At 50.3% G+C, this 19,105-nt stretch carries 13 protein-coding genes; 6 read left to right on the top strand and 7 right to left on the bottom strand.

What is annotated here, in order from left to right; translation table 11 throughout:
• Nucleotides 1-78 precede the first annotated feature (78 nt).
• Nucleotides 79-2,109 (bottom strand): acyltransferase family protein, encoded by a 2,031-nt coding sequence (locus BBD42_RS16625; RefSeq protein WP_237163123.1) that lies wholly within the window; start codon nt 2,107-2,109, stop codon nt 79-81.
• Nucleotides 2,110-2,357: 248 nt separating this feature from the next.
• Here BBD42_RS16625 and BBD42_RS16630 point away from each other — a divergent pair, with 248 nt between their 5' ends.
• Both BBD42_RS16630 and BBD42_RS16635 read left to right on the top strand, forming a co-directional pair.
• Entirely contained in the window at nt 2,358-3,503 is a 1,146-nt protein-coding gene (locus BBD42_RS16630) for a hypothetical protein (RefSeq protein WP_099519059.1), read from the top strand.
• A 277-nt stretch (nt 3,504-3,780) separates the two neighbouring features.
• Nucleotides 3,781-8,937, top strand: a complete 5,157-nt coding sequence (locus BBD42_RS16635) for an S-layer homology domain-containing protein (protein ID WP_099519060.1) — start codon at nt 3,781-3,783, stop codon at nt 8,935-8,937.
• 87 nt (nt 8,938-9,024) lie between these two features.
• Here the strand turns inward: BBD42_RS16635 and BBD42_RS16640 are convergent, their stop codons facing one another.
• Entirely contained in the window at nt 9,025-9,447 is a 423-nt protein-coding gene (locus tag BBD42_RS16640; protein ID WP_237163124.1) for a DUF4395 domain-containing protein, read from the bottom strand.
• 389 nt (nt 9,448-9,836) lie between these two features.
• Between BBD42_RS16640 and BBD42_RS16645 the strand changes: the two genes are divergently transcribed.
• From BBD42_RS16645 to BBD42_RS16655, 3 genes are all read left to right on the top strand, one after another.
• Nucleotides 9,837-10,421, top strand: a complete 585-nt coding sequence (locus tag BBD42_RS16645) for a TetR/AcrR family transcriptional regulator (RefSeq protein WP_099519061.1) — start codon at nt 9,837-9,839, stop codon at nt 10,419-10,421.
• 126 nt (nt 10,422-10,547) lie between these two features.
• Nucleotides 10,548-12,638 (top strand): YhgE/Pip domain-containing protein, encoded by a 2,091-nt coding sequence (locus BBD42_RS16650; protein WP_099519062.1) that lies wholly within the window; start codon nt 10,548-10,550, stop codon nt 12,636-12,638.
• Between the two features lie 187 nt (nt 12,639-12,825).
• Entirely contained in the window at nt 12,826-14,751 is a 1,926-nt protein-coding gene (locus tag BBD42_RS16655; RefSeq protein WP_099519063.1) for an LTA synthase family protein, read from the top strand.
• Between the two features lie 51 nt (nt 14,752-14,802).
• Here BBD42_RS16655 and BBD42_RS16660 read toward each other — a convergent pair whose 3' ends face one another.
• The 3 genes from BBD42_RS16660 to BBD42_RS31565 all read right to left on the bottom strand — a co-directional run bounded on the left by BBD42_RS16660 (nt 14,803) and on the right by BBD42_RS31565 (nt 16,068).
• The gene (locus BBD42_RS16660; protein ID WP_099519064.1) at nt 14,803-14,991 is read right to left on the bottom strand and encodes a hypothetical protein; all 189 of its coding nucleotides are present in this window, start codon (nt 14,989-14,991) and stop codon (nt 14,803-14,805) included.
• 350 nt (nt 14,992-15,341) lie between these two features.
• On the bottom strand, nt 15,342-15,827 hold the full coding sequence (locus BBD42_RS16665; RefSeq protein WP_099519065.1) for a hypothetical protein: 486 nt from the start codon (nt 15,825-15,827) through the stop codon (nt 15,342-15,344).
• 49 nt (nt 15,828-15,876) lie between these two features.
• The gene (locus tag BBD42_RS31565; protein WP_150131560.1) at nt 15,877-16,068 is read right to left on the bottom strand and encodes a hypothetical protein; all 192 of its coding nucleotides are present in this window, start codon (nt 16,066-16,068) and stop codon (nt 15,877-15,879) included.
• A 183-nt stretch (nt 16,069-16,251) separates the two neighbouring features.
• On the opposite strand from BBD42_RS31565, the gene yunB reads away from it, so the two are divergent.
• Nucleotides 16,252-17,496, top strand: a complete 1,245-nt coding sequence (yunB, locus tag BBD42_RS32740) for a sporulation protein YunB (RefSeq protein ID WP_348272566.1) — start codon at nt 16,252-16,254, stop codon at nt 17,494-17,496.
• 104 nt (nt 17,497-17,600) lie between these two features.
• Here yunB and BBD42_RS16675 read toward each other — a convergent pair whose 3' ends face one another.
• On the bottom strand, nt 17,601-18,089 hold the full coding sequence (locus BBD42_RS16675; RefSeq protein ID WP_099519066.1) for a DinB family protein: 489 nt from the start codon (nt 18,087-18,089) through the stop codon (nt 17,601-17,603).
• A 33-nt stretch (nt 18,090-18,122) separates the two neighbouring features.
• Nucleotides 18,123-19,061, bottom strand: coding sequence for a helix-turn-helix transcriptional regulator (locus BBD42_RS16680; protein ID WP_237163125.1), 939 nt, complete (start codon nt 19,059-19,061; stop codon nt 18,123-18,125).
• Nucleotides 19,062-19,105 lie beyond the last annotated feature (44 nt).

Genomic DNA, 19,105 nt, shown 5'->3' on the forward strand with positions numbered 1-19,105 from the left:
GCGGTTTTTTAATGTTACAAGATGTTACGAGGTGTTACAAGGTGTTGCTAGGTGTTGCATATGCTGCAAATCCAAGCTTTAAACAGCCCGGGCAATCAGCGCAGCCAGCACCTTTGCCCCTTTTGCCGTCAGATGAACACCATCCTGTGAAAAATAGTCGTCCTTGCCCGAGCTGGCCGCGTGCCAGTCAACGAGAACCATATTTTTATTATCTCTAGTGGCTTTGGCTAGAGCATCGTTGACGATTTGCTCCCAAGGCCTCGGAACCCTCGTGTTCACCAATATAATTTTTTTATGCTCCTTAAGCAGCTCGGAAATTCGCGCAAGTTGCTTGCTTGCGAAAGCGCCATTCGTTCCCAGCTCAATAATAACGGTGTCGCCAAGCTTGCCGTGTTTCTGGAGCTGCTCAAGAATGGGCGGAGCTTGGGACATTTGTCGGCCAATTTGACCGTCTATCGCTATGCCCGGAACGAGTTTTTCCAAAGCGCTCTGAATGTCGAGCATGACGGAATCGCCAATTGCGGTTACCATCGTTTCAGCCTGTGAAGGCTGCACCTCATGCTCAGGCGCCCGATTGCCTCCGTCCTCACCTGACTCGCTCGGTTTAACAGACGGGCTCGGCTTGGTGCTTGCATGGGTAATCGCTTCGCCGCTTCCTTCAGGGCTTTCCACTGTACTTGGCTCCCTGCCTGGCGACGGCGTCTGCCCGGGTGCGCCCGTGCTGGGCTCGCTCGGTGCAACGCCCGTACCAGCCGAAGAGCTCCCCTGCCCAGCAGGCTCCGTCTCCGAACCATCGGCATTCCCTGCGGCATAATTCCCCGACGCCTGGACATGTGAGATCGGTTTATTGCTCCAGATCGACGCTAACCCATCCATTCGCAGCGCAAACGACATCGTGACGACTATGCAGACACTGAAGAAAGCGATAAAGGCTCTTCGATAGGAATGGGCGGCCATCCAACTGGGGAATTGCTTGAACAGCCTGCTAATGCTTCCTTGACGAAGGGGCTGCTCAACATATTTGTAGGATACGGTGGCAAGCACAAGCATCAACGCAACCTGCAAGCTTAGGCGCATAACCGAAACATCACCGGTATCAACAGCCGGGCTCGTCAAAATCACGACCGGATAATGCCATAAATATAGCCCGTAAGAGCGAACGCCGACAAACCGAAGCGGCGGAATCGAAAGCAAACGGCCAATTCGGCTGGCTGGATGCGCCGCTGTCATAATGAGCAGCATGGACACAACGGACAGCAGCAGCATGCCCCCCAGATATAAGAAGGGCTGATATTCGTTCGTATACCAAAAAGCTAGCAGCGTTAGGAGCAGCGCCGTTCCTCCAATGATATCCAGCGTAAGGCGCGCTTCATTGGATACGCGAGGTTTAAGCTTATGAAATGGCCATATTAAAGCTAGCACCGCCCCCATTAGCAGGCCGAACATCCGCGTATCGGTTCCATAATAAACACGGCTAGGATCGCTATCAGGCTGGTAGAGCCATGCCATAGCAGCAGCCGAAAGGGCAGCCATCGCAAGTATGCCTAGCAGCAGCGCACGGCGCTTTTTCAAAAAACACAGCCCTGCTAGAAGCATAAGCGGCCAGACCAAATAAAACTGTTCTTCTACAGCAAGCGACCATAAATGGCCGAGCGGCGAGGCGGGGCCAAAGCTTTCGAAATAAGAAACGTTATGTAAAATGAGCCACCAATTGCTCACATATAGCAGTACGCCGGGCAAATCGGTTAAAAAAGGAGACCAATGCGGATAAGCAAACAGCAAGGTCGCTGACCCGGTGACCGCGATCATAAACAGCATGCCGGGAAGCAGTCTTTTTGCCCTGCGGGTCCAAAAAGCTTTCAAATCTATTTTTCCATGTCGTTCTAGCTCATGCATTAATATACTAGTAATCAAATAACCGGATAGGACAAAAAAGATGCCTACACCGAGCAGTCCGCCCGGCATCCATCCGGGATGAAGATGATACACAATAACCGCAATTACGGCGATTGCTCGGATTCCGTCAAGCCCAGCCCTGTACGTTTTGTTTCCTGCTTGCTCGTCTGCATTTCGTGCCATATGTCCTTGTGACTGCCTGCGGTTGTCCATTTTGCCTCTTACCTGCCTATGTCTAATTTTGTTGCACAACATTTGAATCGAATGAGGGCTGTTACCTTTATTATCATAATGATTATAAAAAAATGCAAAGGATAAAAAGTTACAAATCAGGTATTGAAATTGTGATCTTTTACCATGCAACTATTTAGACATAAGATTCGTTTTGGTGGATGAAGGGTATTAAGAAGACAGAATCATAATGTGTATTACACCACCTACGAAGCAGGAGGACATTCATAATGAAAACATCCAAACGATCGATCTCCAGAGGGAAAAGCATGATGGCAGCAGCGGCTATTGCAATTGGTTTGGCTACGGTACTGCCGAGCGCGCAAGCTGCGGATCAGTCAGCAGGTCAGGATTTGTTCGGCGGCAAGCCAGCAGGCGACAGCGCGTACCATTTTAGCGATATTCAATTTTTAAATGCAACGACGGGAAGGGCGGCCGGAAATGGCTTTCTAATCGGGACATCCGATTCAGGCTCCCATTGGCAGTCGATTTATAAAGGAACGTGGCAGTTCGCACAGCTCGACTTCATCTCCAATACGACGGGCTGGGCGCTAGCTAAATCTGCAAGCAATGGGCCGAATGCTTTACTGTATACGACGGATGGCGGAAGCAAATTTACGAAGCTGCCTACAGGCAAGCTTCAGCTGCAGCGTATTCATTTTATAGATAAAAATAACGGCTTTGGTTATACGAATGCCTTTGCCTATAAAACGAAGGATGGCGGGAAAAGCTGGGCGAAAATCGCAACCCCGGCAAACACGCGCTATGCGGAGTTTGTGAATGACAAGCAAGGCTGGGCGCTGGTTATCCTGCCGGGACTCGGCTATAACTTGTCGAGAACGACGGACGGAGGCGTGACGTGGACAACCTCGCTCCATGTGAAGGCGGACGAGCTGAGCGGCGGCAAAATCGTTGCTGATGGCACTCAAGTATGGGCGCAATTTAATGGCGGAGCTGGCATGTCGCAGCAATCCTATTCGGTATACGCTTCGGCTAACAACGGTGCAAGCTGGCGCAAAGTCATTAGCCAAAGCACAGCGGGCGGCGGCAACGCGCCAGGCGAAGCAAAGGGGCTCGTGTCGCAAGGACCGGCATCACCGGGCGGACATCCGAGCGACCTTGAGCTTGTCGGTGGAACAGCGATTTTGAGCGCTTATTCCCCAGCGGCGCAGCGCATTGGTATCGGACGTTCCTCCAATGGCGGGCAAACCTGGTTTGCGCCGTCCGATACGGTCGGTTATGCCAATACGATCTCGTTTACGAGCACCTATGTCGGGTTTATGGCGGACACGAGCGTGAACTCCCCAGCAATCTACAGCACGGTGGACGGCGGGAAAACCTGGTATACGAAGCTTGAAATTCCGACTAAGCCATAAGCAGCAGAGCCTATTTAGCATTTGCAAAATGGCGAATTTCATAACACAGCCGGTTGCCGAACAGCATCATTAGGCAGCGCCCGTTTGGACAAACAAACCTCTTGGCAAATCGCCAAGAGGTTATTTTTTTGTTCTTCTCTTGGTACGTGGATTCCAATTCAAACATAAATTTACACATTTCCACCATAAATCTGTATTCAACAACTTATGAAAACGCTTTATTATTTGTGAAGAACGTGAACACGCATGCCAATAAAAACAAGGAGGTTCAACTTTCATGGTTTTTTTGCGCAATAAGCTTTTACGAGATATCATAGCAAGCACGATGGTGCTGTTGCTGTGCTTCTCTGTTGTGTCCCCGGTGTTTGCAGCGGATGAGAATGCCATTTATAAAAATGCGGTGGCTGCTGTAGCAGAAGCTGCCGTATCAGAAACGGCTGGCCCAACAGCTGAAGAAGGGGTCACTGAAGCTATAACTCTTGATGAAACAGCTCATGCAGAAGCGACAGCTGCAGCAGTGCCAGATGGCCTGCTGCTTCATTACAACTTTGATGATACAGCAGGCAGTACGGTGAAAGACCGCTCATTGAACGGATATGACGGCTTATTGGCAGGAGGAGCGGCCTTCACGGCAGATGGCAAAATAAATGGAGCCATTGATTTATTTGGCACGGATGGTTATGTTAAGCTGCCCGATGGTTTGCTTTCGTCCACCCATGATATGACTATCGCCACTTGGGTGAAGGCGGACAGCTTGGGAACGTGGGCGCGAGTGTTTGATTTTGGCACCAGCACGACGAATTGGATGTTCCTGACTTTAAAAAATAATGCAGGTGTGGCGCATTTCGCGGCATTACCGCAAGGGAACGGGGAAAATGCTTTGGCTGGCCCGGCTTTTCCGGCATCCAGCTCATGGCAGCATGTAGCGGTTGTCATTTCCGGCAACACGTATACGATGTTTATCAATGGCATTCAAGTGGCCACCGTAAGCAATATGCAAAATGACCCCTCCGAGCTTGGCTTTACGACGAACAATTATATTGGCAAATCCCAATTTGCGGCAGATCCTTATTTTGACGGGAAAATCGACGATTTCCGCATCTATGACCGCGCATTATCGGCAAGCGAGCTTGTCTCTCTAGTTGGGGAGGCGTTAAGCGATATCGAAATCATTGCTTATGATAAAAACTGGCTGGAGCTGGGCGATACGACACAGCAGACGAAGGATTTGACCCTTCCCGCGGCAGGTCCAGGGGGGACGGCTATTACTTGGGCTTCTTCTGATCCGGCAACGGTGAGCGCAGAGGGAAAGGTAACGCGCCCGGAAGCAGGACAAGGCGATAAGACGGTCATCCTGACAGCGACGATTGCGAAAGGGGCGGAGCAGGATACAAAATCTTTTACCATCATAGTATGGGAGCTGGATTCGGCATCCTACACCTTGAATATTAATGGAAGAGAGGCGGCTCATGAGGTGAGCCCGACGTTATACGGCATTTTTTATGAAGATATCAACTATGCGGCGGACGGCGGATTATATGGGGAAATGGTGCAAAATCGCTCCTTTGAATTCGGCACTTCTCTGTACGCTTGGAGCAAAACCGCTTATGGCGGCGCTGCGGGCGAGCTGACGACCGCAACGGATAGAGCGCTGAACGCCAGCAATCCGCGATTCGCACGCCTGACGATTACGAATGCGGGCAGTGCTGCCGGGGCAGGCGCTGGGCTAGCGAATGCAGGCTATTCCGGCCTAGCTGTAGCAAGCGGCGAAACGTATCATTTCAGCGTGTATGCAAGGAGCGCAAGTCCTTTGACAAAACCGTTAGTTGCACAGCTTAGAGGACAAAATGACGCGGTTTATGGCTCCTGCGAGGTGACCGGCATTACAGCTGATTGGCAGAAGCTTGGCTGTGCCATTCAATCGAGTGCCGCCAGCTCGAACGCCAAGCTCGTCGTTATCGGAATGGAGCAGGCGGTCATTGATTTGGATATGGTGTCGCTGTTCCCGGAGAAGACGTGGCAAAATCGCACAAACGGGCTGCGCTACGATCTAGCCGAAATGCTGGACAATTTAAATCCGGGCTTTCTCCGTTTTCCGGGCGGCTGCATCGTGGAAGGCGGCTCTCTTGAAAACCGTTACAGATGGAAAAATACAATAGGCGACGTAGCAGAGCGCCAAGTCCAGCGCAATCAATGGGCGGCCAATTATTATCAATCGTTCGGACTCGGCTTCCATGAATATTTCCAGCTGTCTGAGGATATTGGCGCCGAGCCTTTGCCGATTATTTTCATCGGTCAGGTGTCCTGTCACGGCAATCCGCCGAAAGTGCCGATGAACGAGCTTGACCCATATATTCAAGACGCGCTTGATCTCATTGAATACGCGAATGGGCCGGTTGAATCCACTTGGGGGGCCGTACGCGCTGCAAACGGTCATCCTGAGCCTTTTCAGATGAAATATCTTGGAGTGGGCAATGAATTGTGGGGCCAGGATTACTTGGACCGGTATGAAGTGTTTTATGATGCGATAAAAGCAAAATATCCCGATATTCAGCTGGTGCTGAGCGCGGGCGCTTTTCCAGAAGATTCGATGTTCCATTATGCCTATGATTGGCTTGGAAGCAATGGCAATAAAGCGGATTTGGTCGATGAGCATATGTATCAGAGTCCGCAGTGGTTTTACAATAATGTCAATCGGTATGACCACTACAGCCGCAGCGGGCCGAAGGTTTTTGTAGGCGAATATGCAGCGCACGGAACGGGCAAAAAAAACAACATGGAAAGCGCCCTTGCCGAAGCGGCGTTTATGACGGGGCTTGAGCGAAATTCGGACGTTGTAGCGATGTCTTCGTTCGCGCCTTTATTTGCAAGGCAAGGCAATACGCAGTGGACGACCGATTTAATTTGGTTTGACAACAGCCAGGCGTACGGAACGCCGAACTATTACGTGCAGCAGTTGTTCAGCCGCCATGTCGGCCAGCAGCTTATGCCATCCCAGCTTCAGAAAAATAAAAGCTATAGCAGCAGCACCGTTCAAGGCTCGATTGCATTGGGCGCTTGGAGCACAAGTGTAGAGTATGATGATGTAACGGTTACGGCTAACGACGGCACGATTTTGCTGCAAAATGATTTCAGCGATCCGTCGACGCTTTCGCAGTGGAGCAGCTTCAAGGGCGCTTGGTCAATGGACAGCGGCGTGCTGAAGCAATCCTCCACAAGTACAACGGATGCGCGGCTTCTGTTGAAGGATGGCCAGCAATGGAGCAATTACACGCTGCAATTGAAAGCGAAGAAGGCGGCGGGCTCCGAAGGCTTCCTGATCGGATTTGGCGCCAAGGATACCGACAACTATTATTGGTGGAATCTTGGCGGCTGGTCGAACACGTTGACTGTAATTGAGCAGGCGGTTGGCGGCACCAAGTCGAACGTCAGCAATTCCTTGAACAGCGGAGTAGAAGCCAATCGTTGGTATGATATTAAAATCGAATTGCAGGGCTCGCTCATCCGCTGTTATTTGGATGGCGTGTTGGTGCATGAGGTGGATCGGGACCCCGGCCCGCTTTACAGCGTGACGACGAAGGATGAGAAAACAGGTGATCTGATCGTCAAGGTCGTGAATATTGGCGGCAGCGAGCAAACCTCAATCGTAAATGTGGATGCTGATTATATCGACGGCAGCGCGACCGTGCTGGAGCTGAAGGCGGCATCGGCTGCGGCGGAGAATTCATTTGCCATGCCGGAAAATGTAATGCCTGAGGTGAAGGAGGTTGCCGGAATAGGCCAATCCTTTACTTATGATTTTCCCGCCTATTCGGTCACTGTATTGAGACTGAGAACGGTGCCTGGAGCAGTCATAACAGCGATTCAGCCTGTACAGGTTAAAGCTGCTGTTGGAGCGGTGCCGCTGCTCCCCGCTTCCGTATCCGTCAGCAAGAGCGACGGCAGCGAGCAGCATGCAAACGTGCAATGGGGAAAAATAGATGAGGAGCAAATGAGCAAAACAGGCCTTTTCAAAGTAAAAGGCGAGGTGGCCGGCACCTACTTGACGGCGGAGGCAACCGTTCTTGTTGCGGAAGAGGACGGGGGCCCGACGCCGACGCCAACTCCGACACCGGAGCCAACGCCAACGCCGTCGCCTGAGCCGTCTGCAAGTACAACGCCGCAGCCGACGCCAAGTGCGACACCATCGCCAGGCGAGACGCCGCAGCCAACCGCGAGTGCGACACCGACGCCAAGCGCAACGCCGAATCCGACATCTAGCCCGTCGGGCGGTTCGAGCTCATCGCAGCCAACTGCGACACCTGTGGTGACGGGAGGCGGCAAGCAGCTGGTGGAGGTGGATGAAAAAACGGTGAAGGCCGCGCAGGAAAGCGCCATTGATGGCAAAATCAAGCTTAAGATCAATTCAAATGCTGAGGCAAATGAATGGCAAGTGAAAATCCCGCTTACGCGATTATTAGAAGCTGGAAGCACAGAGAAAGCCAAGTGGCTCGAAATCGATACAGGCTTTGCCATTGTAACGTTATCCTTGAAACGGCTTGAGAATAATAAAGGCACAGCGCCAAAAACCTTGACTCTTACCATAACGAAAGCGGATATTTCCAAGCTGCCTGCCGCGACGCAGCAGCAACTGGCGGGTGCAGTCGTCTATGACTTCCAGCTGGAAGTGAATGGGGTGAAGGTCAGCGATTTTGATGGGCGAGAGGATATTGTTGTAGCTATACCATATTCCTTGCAGCCTGGTGAAAATCCGCATCAAGTCATTATTTGCTATATAACGGATAGTGGAGCGCTGGAAGCTGTGAAAAATAGCAACTATGATTCGATAAGCGGCAGCGTGGTGTTTAAGCCCAAGCATTTCAGCAAATATGCTGTCATGTACAAGAAAGCCGGCTTCAACGATGTAACGAAAGCATGGCAGCAGCAAGCGATTGGTGCGATAGCTGCCCGCGATATCATCAGCGGGACGGGCGGAGGACAATTTAAACCGGAAGCTGTCGTGACGAGAGCGGAATTTATCGCCATGCTGATGAATGGACTGGATTTGACGGAGGCGAATGCTCTAACACCGCTGAGTGATGTCCAGCAAGGCGCATGGTATTATGACGCCGTTGCCACAGCCTATAAACTCGGGATCGTTAAAGGAAAATCAGACGGCAGCTTTGGGGTGCATGACAAAATTACAAGACAAGATATGGCGGTCATGGCCTATCAGGCAACGAAATATGCGGAGCTCGAGTTAGCTGAGGAAGCAGCAGCACCATTTTCAGACCAGCATGCCATTTCGGTATACGCCAAAAAAGGTGTTGCTGCCATGCAAGCGGCTGGAATCGTGAGCGGCATGGGCCAAAATGAATTTGCTCCACAGGCCGCGGCTACACGGGCACAGGCAGCAGTAATGATCTACAAGCTTCTGGGCTTGCAAGGCGAATAACTAAAAAAAGGATCTCCTTTCCCTGCTGGATAGCAGTTGGAATGGAGATCCTTTTTTGCTGCTCTATATTGCTGCTTGCTGCGAGTACTAAATACCGCCTATTTTCCGGCCTGCGCGAAATTGCTTGTACCAAAAATAAACGGTGCAGCCGATGCAATAACCTAGCAAGGCGGCGCTGGCGGCTAGCAGCAGCATAACGGAGAATGCATACGCTGCAATGTCCCAGCCAAACGCTGCGGTTGCGAGCGCCAACGTAAGGAAAAGCACAGCCAGCACATTGTTGAAGCGCTGCAGCTCAGCCGCTTGCGTCTCCGTGCCAGTCTCTTTTATAAACAGCTTCGCGATCCGTACAAATAAATTAAGCTTCCCCGCAGAAGCAAGTCCGACCACTTGGATCATCCATAATATCCCCAATAACAAAGGTTGATTGAAGAAAAAGGAGAGAAGAACAAAAGCAACGATTCCAACTTGGTTCGCTTTTACATAGCGCATCGGCACTTCACGCATCATCGTTCACCTCTAATTCCAATTTATTTACTTGGTATTATTGTATGCCGTAGTTGAAATTTGAGCAACACAAATATTTTGTATCGTCGTCTAAAGGGAACAAGCTTTAAAACGGGCTATAAAGGTGCTATGCTTTGATCTGGCCCGCAGCATTAATATCCATGAGGAATCGGCTTCTCAGACGAGAGAACGCGCGATTGGCAGCGAAATGATTTTTGAAATGTTGATATACTTAATGCATGAAAAAACGCATGAAAAAAACATTGTACTTTTGCATCGCCGTGTGTTAAATTAATTTATGACCAATTGACCGAAAATGAATTTTAGTCAATTTTGATCGTTAAGTTGAGCAATAAACGGTTGAAACGCTTTTTGCAAGGGAGGTTATGGGGATGGCGATTGATCGCAAAACATTGATTTTGGAAGCGGCGGCGCAGTCGTTTGCACAGTTTGGCTATAAGGCGACGACGATGGATCTCGTTTCGAAAATCGCAAATGTAGGCAAAGGGACGATTTACACCTTTTTCAAGACGAAGGAAGAGCTGTTTGAGGAAATTCTCGGCAAAGCCTTTGCAGAGCTGCAAAGCATTATGTGCGAGGGGACGAAGCAGGACGCGGCTTTTAGCGACAATTTGTTTAATGTGCTTGATTCGATTCTCGATTTCCGCTCCGACCATGAGCTGGCAGTGAAGCTTTCGCAGGAGGTTCGAGACATTGGAACGGTGCAGGCGCTTGAGGGCATTCGCCGAATGGAGCAGTTTGCGCTGGATTTTCTGAAGCAGCAGCTTGAACGGGCGATTGACAATGGCGAGGTGAAGCCTTGCAATCCGGCGATTGCCGCGTTTATGATTTTTCGGCTGTACATTGGATTGACGTCCGATTGGAATAAGCTGAGCGAGCCGCTAAGCAAGGATGAGATTAAGCAAAATATGCTTTCCTTTATCGCCTATGGCATTGTCGCCGATCCGGTAAAGTAATGGGCAAAGTCAAAGCAACATGGCGATGCCTATTTTTTTGAGAAAAACTGACCAATATACCGAAATGGTCATTGGTTCAACATATAAGCAGCATAGATCGGCATATTGAAAAAGGACGTGTTCGCGATGGGTGTATTTCAAGTATTTTGGAAGGAAATCAAGCTGCTCGGCAAGAAGCCGATGGTGCTGCTGACGTTAGCGGGGGTTGCTTTGCTGCCGATGCTGTACAGCAGTTTTCTAGTAGAAGGCTCGTGGGACCCTTACGGACAGACGAGCAAGCTGCCAGTAGCGGTTGTTAATCTTGACCAAGGGGCAGACTATGAAGGCAAGCAGCTGCATATTGGCGAAGATTTCGTCGATGAGCTGGGGAAAAATACGGACTTTAGCTGGTCATTCGTTACGCAGGATCAGGCAAAGGCCGGCATGAGCAATAATCATTATTATATGACGATAACGATTCCTGAGCAGTTTTCGCAGGATGCGGCGACGCTGACAGAGGCTGAGCCGAAGCAGGCGGAAATTATTTTTGAACCGAATAGCGATTATAACTTTGTAGGCGCACAAATCGGCAGCACGGCAATGAAAGAGCTGAAGTCGAAGCTGTCCGTGCAAATAACGGAAGCCTATACGCGCAGCATGTTTGAGCAAATCGATAAAATTTCCGATGGGCTTGGAAAAGCAGGCTCCGGCGCAACGGAGCTGCAAGATGGGGCCGGCAAGCTGGGCGAAGGCATTACGACGCTGAAAACGAATTTGAACAAGCTGGCGAGCGGCACAGCGGACGTTCAGTCAGGTGTGAAGCAGCTTGCGAGTGGAGCGGGCGACCTTGCCAAAGGCGCAGGCACTCTGAAGTCGGGAACTGCGACTTTGTCGAGCGGGCTTAGCGAGCTGTCAGCAGCCGCTGACAAGCTCGACGCTGGGGCAAGCAGCGCAGGCGATGGCGCTGCGAAGCTTGAAGCTGGCTTGCAAGCGGCAAGCGTTGGAAGCGGGAAGCTGTCCGATGGCTTGACGGCTTCGGAGAAGGCCAGCGCGCAGGTTGCGGCCGGCGCAAGCCAGGTCGCTGATGGTTTGGAGCAGCTCGTGGCGAGCAGCCCGGAGCTGCAGAGCAATGAGCAGCTGGCCAAGCTGCTGGCGGCCAGCCGCCAGGTGGCAACCGGAAGCGAGCAGCTTCACGACGGACAGAAGCAATTGCTGGCAGGCAGCACGGACCTTGCGAAAGGACAGAAGCAGCTGCTGGATGGAGCAGCTAAGCTTAGCAGCGGGCAGCAGGAGCTGGCTCAAGGGCTGCATACCTTCAGCACCAAGATGAAGGAAGCTGCGGCCGGCGGCCAGAAAACAGCAGAAGGCGCTTCAAGTCTGCAGGCTGGAGCTGCCAAGCTGCAAACAGGACTTGGCAAGCTGAACGGCGGCGTTAGCGAATTGGCCGACGGCTCGAAGAAGCTTGACGATGGCGCAGGCCAGCTTGCCGACGGCTCCGTAAAGCTTGTTGACGGATCGGGCGAGCTTGCAAGCCAATTAAATGAAGCGGCTAGTAAATCATCAGAAGTGCAGTCAGGAGACAGCACGGTTAGCATGTTTGCTGCTCCAGTCAAAATGACGGAAAACACCGATCATAAGCTAAGCCATTATGGGCTGGGCATTACGCCTTATTTCCTGTCACTGGCGCTGTTTATGGGTGCACTCGTATTTACGACGGTGTTCTCTCTAAGAAATTCTGGCATAGCAAATGCAACACCAATGCAGCGTTTTGCCAGCCGGACGCTGACGTTTACGATGGTCAGCCTCGTGCAGTCGGTCATTGCCGACACGGTTCTGCTCTACGTCCTCAAGCTCGAAGTTCATAGCAAGCCATTATTTTTCCTATTCACGATTATTACTAGCTTGACCTTTACATGGATTGTCCAAATGCTCGTCACATGGCTTGACAACCCGGGCCGCTTTGCGGTCATCGTGCTGATGATCTTGCAGCTGACCTCAAGCGCAGGAACGTTTCCGCTGGAGATGCTGCCTGACTGGATGCAGAAGGTGAACCCTTGGCTGCCAATGACACACAGCATTATTGGCTTCAAGGCGATTGTAGCAAGCGGAGATTATGGGGTTATGCGCGAGCAAATGTTGATTTTAGGCATTTTTGCGATTATTGCGCTCGCCTTGACCTTCCTGTATTTTTATCGCCAGACTGGAAAAAATGAAAAATTACAAGCCATTACCGCTTAATGAAGCAGCAGAATGAATGAAGAGGAACAATCGGAAAGAACCTCCTCTTTCATTCATCACGCAAATGCGTTAATATAATCTTAACATTTATCATTCAGGAAGCGGCCATCACGTGTTGATGGCTTCTTTTTTTTAAATATTCACCTTGATTATATTAACTTGGAATGCGAGAGAGTGAGTGAGGCTTATGCAACAACAGCTATTTGGGGAAAATAAGCAGCGGTCGCCTTTTTTGCTTGTTTATGCAGCGCTGCTGATCAAGCTGGCTTTATTTCGCTATTTTATTTTTGATACGATTGCGATTAGAGATGTGGCGATGGATGGCCTAGGCTTGCTAGGCGTATTATTGCTGTTCGAGCTGATTGCCCCTGGCAAGCGCAAAGGCGCTCTTTTTTTATTCGTTAATGCGGTGCTGTCGCTGCTGCTGTTTGCCTCGACGGTTTATTTTGACTATTACGGCTCGGTGCCGACGTATAATGTGTTGAAATCGATAAATCAAGTCGGCCAAGTACGGGCAAGCGTTCAGACGCTAATCCAGCCTGTCTATTTTACTTATTTTCTTGATGTGGCCATTTGGCTGGCGGTATATGCGGTGAGGCGATTTCGTACGCGCAAAGTGTATGAATACAAACGTATGGGCCGAGTATCGGTGCTGCTTGTCGTGCTGATCGTTAGTACATCATTTCTCAGCCGCCAGGTTTATATGGATCAGACGATTGCTAATGAACTGGAGCGGGCTAAAAATCTTGGTTTTATCGGCTTTCAGGCATCTGCCGCTTGGCAGGCCAGCACGGAAGCCATCGAAACCGAAACCGGCAGCCTGCCGGAAACGATTGCTGAGATTGACCAGCTGCAAGCGAGCTATCCTTATGCTAAAGCTGAAGCAAATAAGGATGCGAAGGGCAAGCAAACAGCGAAGCAGCCTGTGCAATTTGGTACGGCAGCAGGCAAAAATCTCATTGTGCTGCAAATGGAAGCTTTCCAAAACTTTCCGATTCATCTTAAGGTGGACGGCCAGGAAATTACGCCGACTCTCAATCAGCTGGCAGATGAGGGCTATTATTTTCCTCATGTGTATCAGCAAATCGGCCAGGGCAATACGTCGGATGCCGAATTTATGTCGAATACGTCGATTTATCCGGTTGGCAGCGAAGCGATGTCCAAAGGCTACGGGGACCGGGCGTTTCCAAGCCTCCCGAAGCTATTGCAGGAGCAAGGCTATGATACAGCTACCTTCCATATTAATAATGTGACGTTCTGGGATCGCGATAAGCTGTATCCGGCACTTGGTTTTGATGCTTATTATGATAAGCCTTATTATACGGATGACCATTTTAATGATTTTGGCGCGTCGGACGAGGAGCTTTATCGGGTCGGGGTCCAAAAGCTTGCAGAGATGAAGCAGCCGTTTTATGCGCAGTTCGTTACAGCATCCAGCCATTTTCCCTTTAAAGTGCCAGCTGACCGCGTAACGCTAACGCTGCCGGATTCGCTTGCAGGAACGCAGCTAGGCGACTATTTGACGGCGATTCATTATACCGATTATGCCATAGGTACTTTGATTAGCAAGCTTAAGGAACAGGGGTTGTGGGACAATACGGTGCTGGTTATGTACGGCGACCACTTCGGACTGCAGCCTGACAAAATCGATCCAGAGCAATTTAAGACGGAGCTTGGCATGACGTATGATGCGCGGCTCAGCCGCTTTAATATTCCGTTTATCGTCCATGTTCCAGGCGGTGTCAAGGGCGGCAAAGGGCAAGTAGTCGAGCAGGTCGGCGGACAACTGGATATGATGCCGACGATTGCTAATTTGCTTGGTCTGAGGCCGGAGGAATCGGGTGCTACGCTGTTTGGCCATGATCTGCTGAACATTGATCGGAACGTGCTGGGGATGCGTTATTATTTGCCGAGCGGATCATTTTTCAACAATGATATTTTGTTCGTTCCCGGCAAAGGCTTTGAGGACGGCACTGCCGTATCGCTTGATACGATGGAGCCGGTTGCGAATTTTGAGCAATACCGCAGCGATTATGATTATATTATGAAGCTGATGAGCCTATCTGATAAATACGTGCGAATGCTGCCAAAGCGTGAGCTTGAGGCGTATTAATAAGATGATATGGGTTAGAAAAATATAGTTTTTGTTGAAAAAAAGCTCCGCCTATTGGCGGAGCTTTTCACGATTACGATTCAAATTTTTCCACTTTTCAATGGCTTCGCTAACTTCTTTATCGCGTTGTTCGTCTTTCGGTCCGGGTAGAGTCGGGGAGACTTCATAAACATTAAAACGAGTGTCTGCTACATCTGTGCGTCCTCTGCCAGAGCTTTTTACATAGTTGTTACTGTTCATTTGAAATCCACCACCTTTAATTCAAGTATAACCTAATCAGGTTATGCCCAGCAACATTAGGAATAAACATGCGACTGCTGCCCATAGAGACTGCGCCATATTCATTGACGTAATGATGCATCATCTATATTCATTTTAGTTATGTAAATTGGAATACGGTAGCCTGTCTCGTTTTCAAAAAGCATAAAACCACCTCTAGAATTATCAGAAATAGCTGGATTTTCAGAATGAATTTCTCAAATGTTTAGCAATCTTTCTTTAAATGAATAAGACAAAAAATACCTCCAACATTGCTGGAGGTGCTTTTTGTAGCTTATTTAAAAAAAGAAAACGGCAGGACAGGAAGGCAGCTATTCCCGCGAAAAGCCTTCCTCTTCCAAATACTCGACAGCCTCTTCGTAAGTTTCGAAGGCCATCTCCAAATTCATGCCGTCGTAAATCATCCAAGTATCTTCCTCGAATCTCACTTGAAGCGTCTGCGCGTCATCGTTAGCCCATTGCTGATCGGAATTGGCCTTTTGTCTTCTGCGCTGTGCTCTGGTAAGCGGCACTTCAGGCTTGAACGATAGCGATTTGATCGCTTCGGCAATCAATGTGCGAAGCTCGGATTCATCCAGGCTGCGAATGTTGACAAGGCCCTTGTCGTCGATGTCATAGCCGCCGAGCAGGGCGGCGTAAACGAAGCCGTTGCCGTTCGGGTGAAGGTGGTAAACGACATTTTTGCGGTCGTATACGCTGCCTGAATATTGAAAATTAACGCGTCCGAGCGACACATCGCTGCGCTCAAGCTCGGGAAAGGACGTAATGATTTCAAGCTTTTGTTCAAAAGTTAGCATAATTTCCTCCATCGTTGAATCCATTTTACTTTAGCGTAAAGGGCGCTGGCTACAGATGCGCCTTGTTGACCTGCTCGTTGCGTACCATTTGCTCCAGCTTGTCAACGAGAGCCTGATGCTCAGGCGGCAGCTTCCGCAAGCCGAATAAACGTTTGGCTTTGTTTTGCTTCAGCGTCTTCAGCATATACAGCTTCTCCCGATAGGTGAACATGGGTACCAGCCTCCAATCCAATTGCACCATAAGTTCCTCCATTATATAGGCTTCACCGTCAGGATGAAAGCTATAACCTGAACAATCAAGCTTTTTAGCAAGGGCAAGGGTAAGGGCAAGGCGGGTGGGGAGGGTCTTCTTCTTTTTTTGCCAAGCCAAGCATAAGCTTGAATACGGAGTGGGACGATCCTTATGGCGGGAGGCGATAGAAGCATGGCAAGATGGGGGCGAAAATGGGGACTGCTTCAGCTGTTGAACCGCAATCGCAAGCTATCCTGGTCTGGCTTGCCGCTGCGGCGGGTGAAAACAGTGAGCTGGAGCAGCCGTGGAAGCGTTAGCGAAAATCCAGGCAGCCGCAGCGGCAAAAGCTGGGGAAATGGCAAACTAACTGGCGCAAGCCTTAGCCGCCCCAAAGGCTGGGGCAGCGGCAAGCTGACTGGCGCAAGCATAGGCCGGCCAAAAAGCTGGGGCAGCGGAAGCCGTCCTAGCTCCGGCAAGAGCCGCCCCAAAAGCTGGGGAATGGGCAAGCCGCTGTTTGGCAAAGGCAGCAGCTCTAGCGGTTTTGTAGCAAAATCGCCGTCAGGGCGTGCCGCTTCCAGGCCAGCTGCTTATGATGCTTTTCAGCCTGGGCAGTCACAGTCGTCCGGCGGGGGAAGCTGGGGCTCAAAGCCGAAGTCGCCCATGCGAAAGCTCAAAATATGGGCGGTCATCATTGTGCTAACGCTGCTCATTGGCGGCATTCAGTCTTTTATATACGTAGATAGGCATTTGCGCGAGCCGCTTACTAAAGTTGCCCAGCTGCGAATAAAGCAAGTAGCAACGCAGGCAATTAATAAAGCGACGACGGAGCAGGTGGCCAGCCAGTCCGAGTTCGAGAAGCTGGTCGATTGGAAAATGAACAGCAACGGCAAAGTATCGGGGTTTATGCTGAACTATAACGAGCATACGAAAATTAGGGCACAGACGATTGAAACGGTGCAATCGACGCTTGAGCATCTTAAGGAAATTCCCGAGCATATTCCTATAGGCAATGCGCTGGGCAGTCCGCTTATTGCGTCATATGGTCCACGTGTCCCGGTCAAGTTTGAGCCAGTCGGCGCGGTTAAAGTAGATCTCAGCACACGCCAGCAAAATGCAGGCATCAATATGATTTTAATCGAGGTGTATATTCATATTGTCGCGGAGGTGGCCATCATTATTCCGTTCGAAACGGAGCCGCAAATGGTGGAGACGGAAATTCCGATTTCCTATTTGCTCGTCGTTGGCGACGTCCCGATGTATTATTACGACAACAAAGGCAATCCAGTTGGCAGCTCTGCCCCTGGAGCCCCTAATATTGCTCTGCCGCTGTCAAAAGGAAGCGGCGTGACGCAGCCATCGGATGGCAGCATGCTGGAGGAGCAGCTTGATGCACCGGTGCTGCCTGCGCCGAGTGCAGAGAATGAGAGCGAGCATTAGAAGCAGACGCAGGGAGCCTGAAATACGGAAGCTGAAAAAAGGAAAGCCACTGATGCAACTGTCGCATTAGTGGCTCATTAGTGATTTTTTAGTTAAAAGCTGAATTACATGTACAGCATGAAGAAATTCAATTCATGTCCGTTTTGCTTCAAGTAGTTGTAAAGCTGCGAACGGTGATGGAACGTATGGGTTGTGACCTCAATCAGCCATTTGATCTGCACCATGCCATGCTCCAAGTAATAAGCTTTCGAAGATTTAGTCAGCAGCTCATCCTCGCTTAAGGAAAGGATATACTGCTTGAACAATGCCAGGTTAGCTTGAAAACGCTGAATTAGCTCGTCCGGGCTGGCGATGCCAGCGGCACCATTTTCAACCTCTGCCACTTCCTGCTCTGTCTTTTCCTGCAAAATAGCAAGATCGGTAGCGGGAATAGCTGCCAAATGATGAACAAGCTCCATCAGCGAACGCATATTGTCTTGCGGACGAAAGTCCCACTCGGTTGGCTGGATTTGGGCAATTAAGGAGCAGCTTGTCCGAACGGACAGTTCCAGCTCCTCCAGCAAATGATCTCTAACTGCAAATGTTCCTGACATCATATATCGTCTCCTTGTTTGATCGATTATTTTTTATTGCTGCTCATAGCGGGCAGCGAGCTGGCATACTCGTTGATAGATAGCTGCCCGCAGCTCCGGCGGTTGTGTCACTTCGGCATCCATGCCGAGATAGGTGAAAAACTGAACGGCCCAATCCCATTCGGACATGGGCAAATCCATCTCAAGCTTCCAAAGCTGGCTATCGACCTGCTTGACCAGCTGTCCAAAGTGAGGGTCCTGCTCAGCGAGCAAAGCTCCCCTATACGTTAATTGGGCAGCGATGTGTACGAGCTTCACAGCGTTATTTTCAGCAGGTGCAGCCTTGTCCAAGTACTCGGAAGCCGCTAGCGGCGGCTCAATGGGCTCCAATTCCACAAAACGGTCGACACGGAACGTGCGCTGTTCCTCATGCACGACGGAATAAGCTTCGCAATACCAGAAGCCATGGGCTGTGTAGAGCCGAAGGGGCAGCAGCTCAAGCGACCTTTGATGCTGCTCGGAACGGTAGAAGGCGCGAATCCAGATCGACGTTCCTGCATATTTCAGCAGTTTCTCCAGCAGCGGCGTTTTGTAATTCCGATCGGGAATGGCAATCTCCAATCGATCCAGGATCGGTTCTATATGCTGCAAAATATGCTCCGGCATCGTGGCTCGAATTTTATCAGTAGCTGTAAATCGTGCTTGGTTAAAAGGGGTGTCGGCCATTTTGGTCATGGCATTCAACGAAAATAATACAGCGAGCGCTTCCTGTGAATCGAAATGCAGCGGCGGCAGCTTATAGCCCTCCATTAATCGGAAGCCTCCCGCAGGTCCCGATAGGGCATATAGCGGTATTCCCATCTCGGCTAGCGCCTGCATATCGCGAAGAATCGTTCGCTTGGATACTTCAAGCTTGCTGGCCAAAGCCTGCGCTGTCTCGGGCCGCTGCTGCAAAGCCATCATAATGGCAATGAGGCGATCATTCCTTTTCAAACGTGGCCTCCCTCCCTTTTTAACCCAGTATAGCATGCCATTAG

This window comes from Paenibacillus sp. BIHB 4019 (assembly GCF_002741035.1).
Lineage (GTDB): Bacteria > Bacillota > Bacilli > Paenibacillales > Paenibacillaceae > Pristimantibacillus.

Coding starts and splice junctions, on each gene's coding strand:
- BBD42_RS16625 (WP_237163123.1), bottom strand. CDS start 2,109: ATGGACAACCGCAGGCAGTCACAAGGACATATGGCACGAAATGCAGAC.
- BBD42_RS16630 (WP_099519059.1), top strand. CDS start 2,358: ATGAAAACATCCAAACGATCGATCTCCAGAGGGAAAAGCATGATGGCA.
- BBD42_RS16635 (WP_099519060.1), top strand. CDS start 3,781: ATGGTTTTTTTGCGCAATAAGCTTTTACGAGATATCATAGCAAGCACG.
- BBD42_RS16640 (WP_237163124.1), bottom strand. CDS start 9,447: ATGATGCGTGAAGTGCCGATGCGCTATGTAAAAGCGAACCAAGTTGGA.
- BBD42_RS16645 (WP_099519061.1), top strand. CDS start 9,837: ATGGCGATTGATCGCAAAACATTGATTTTGGAAGCGGCGGCGCAGTCG.
- BBD42_RS16650 (WP_099519062.1), top strand. CDS start 10,548: ATGGGTGTATTTCAAGTATTTTGGAAGGAAATCAAGCTGCTCGGCAAG.
- BBD42_RS16655 (WP_099519063.1), top strand. CDS start 12,826: ATGCAACAACAGCTATTTGGGGAAAATAAGCAGCGGTCGCCTTTTTTG.
- BBD42_RS16660 (WP_099519064.1), bottom strand. CDS start 14,991: ATGAACAGTAACAACTATGTAAAAAGCTCTGGCAGAGGACGCACAGAT.
- BBD42_RS16665 (WP_099519065.1), bottom strand. CDS start 15,827: ATGCTAACTTTTGAACAAAAGCTTGAAATCATTACGTCCTTTCCCGAG.
- BBD42_RS31565 (WP_150131560.1), bottom strand. CDS start 16,068: ATGGTGCAATTGGATTGGAGGCTGGTACCCATGTTCACCTATCGGGAG.
- yunB (WP_348272566.1), top strand. CDS start 16,252: ATGGCAAGATGGGGGCGAAAATGGGGACTGCTTCAGCTGTTGAACCGC.
- BBD42_RS16675 (WP_099519066.1), bottom strand. CDS start 18,089: ATGTCAGGAACATTTGCAGTTAGAGATCATTTGCTGGAGGAGCTGGAA.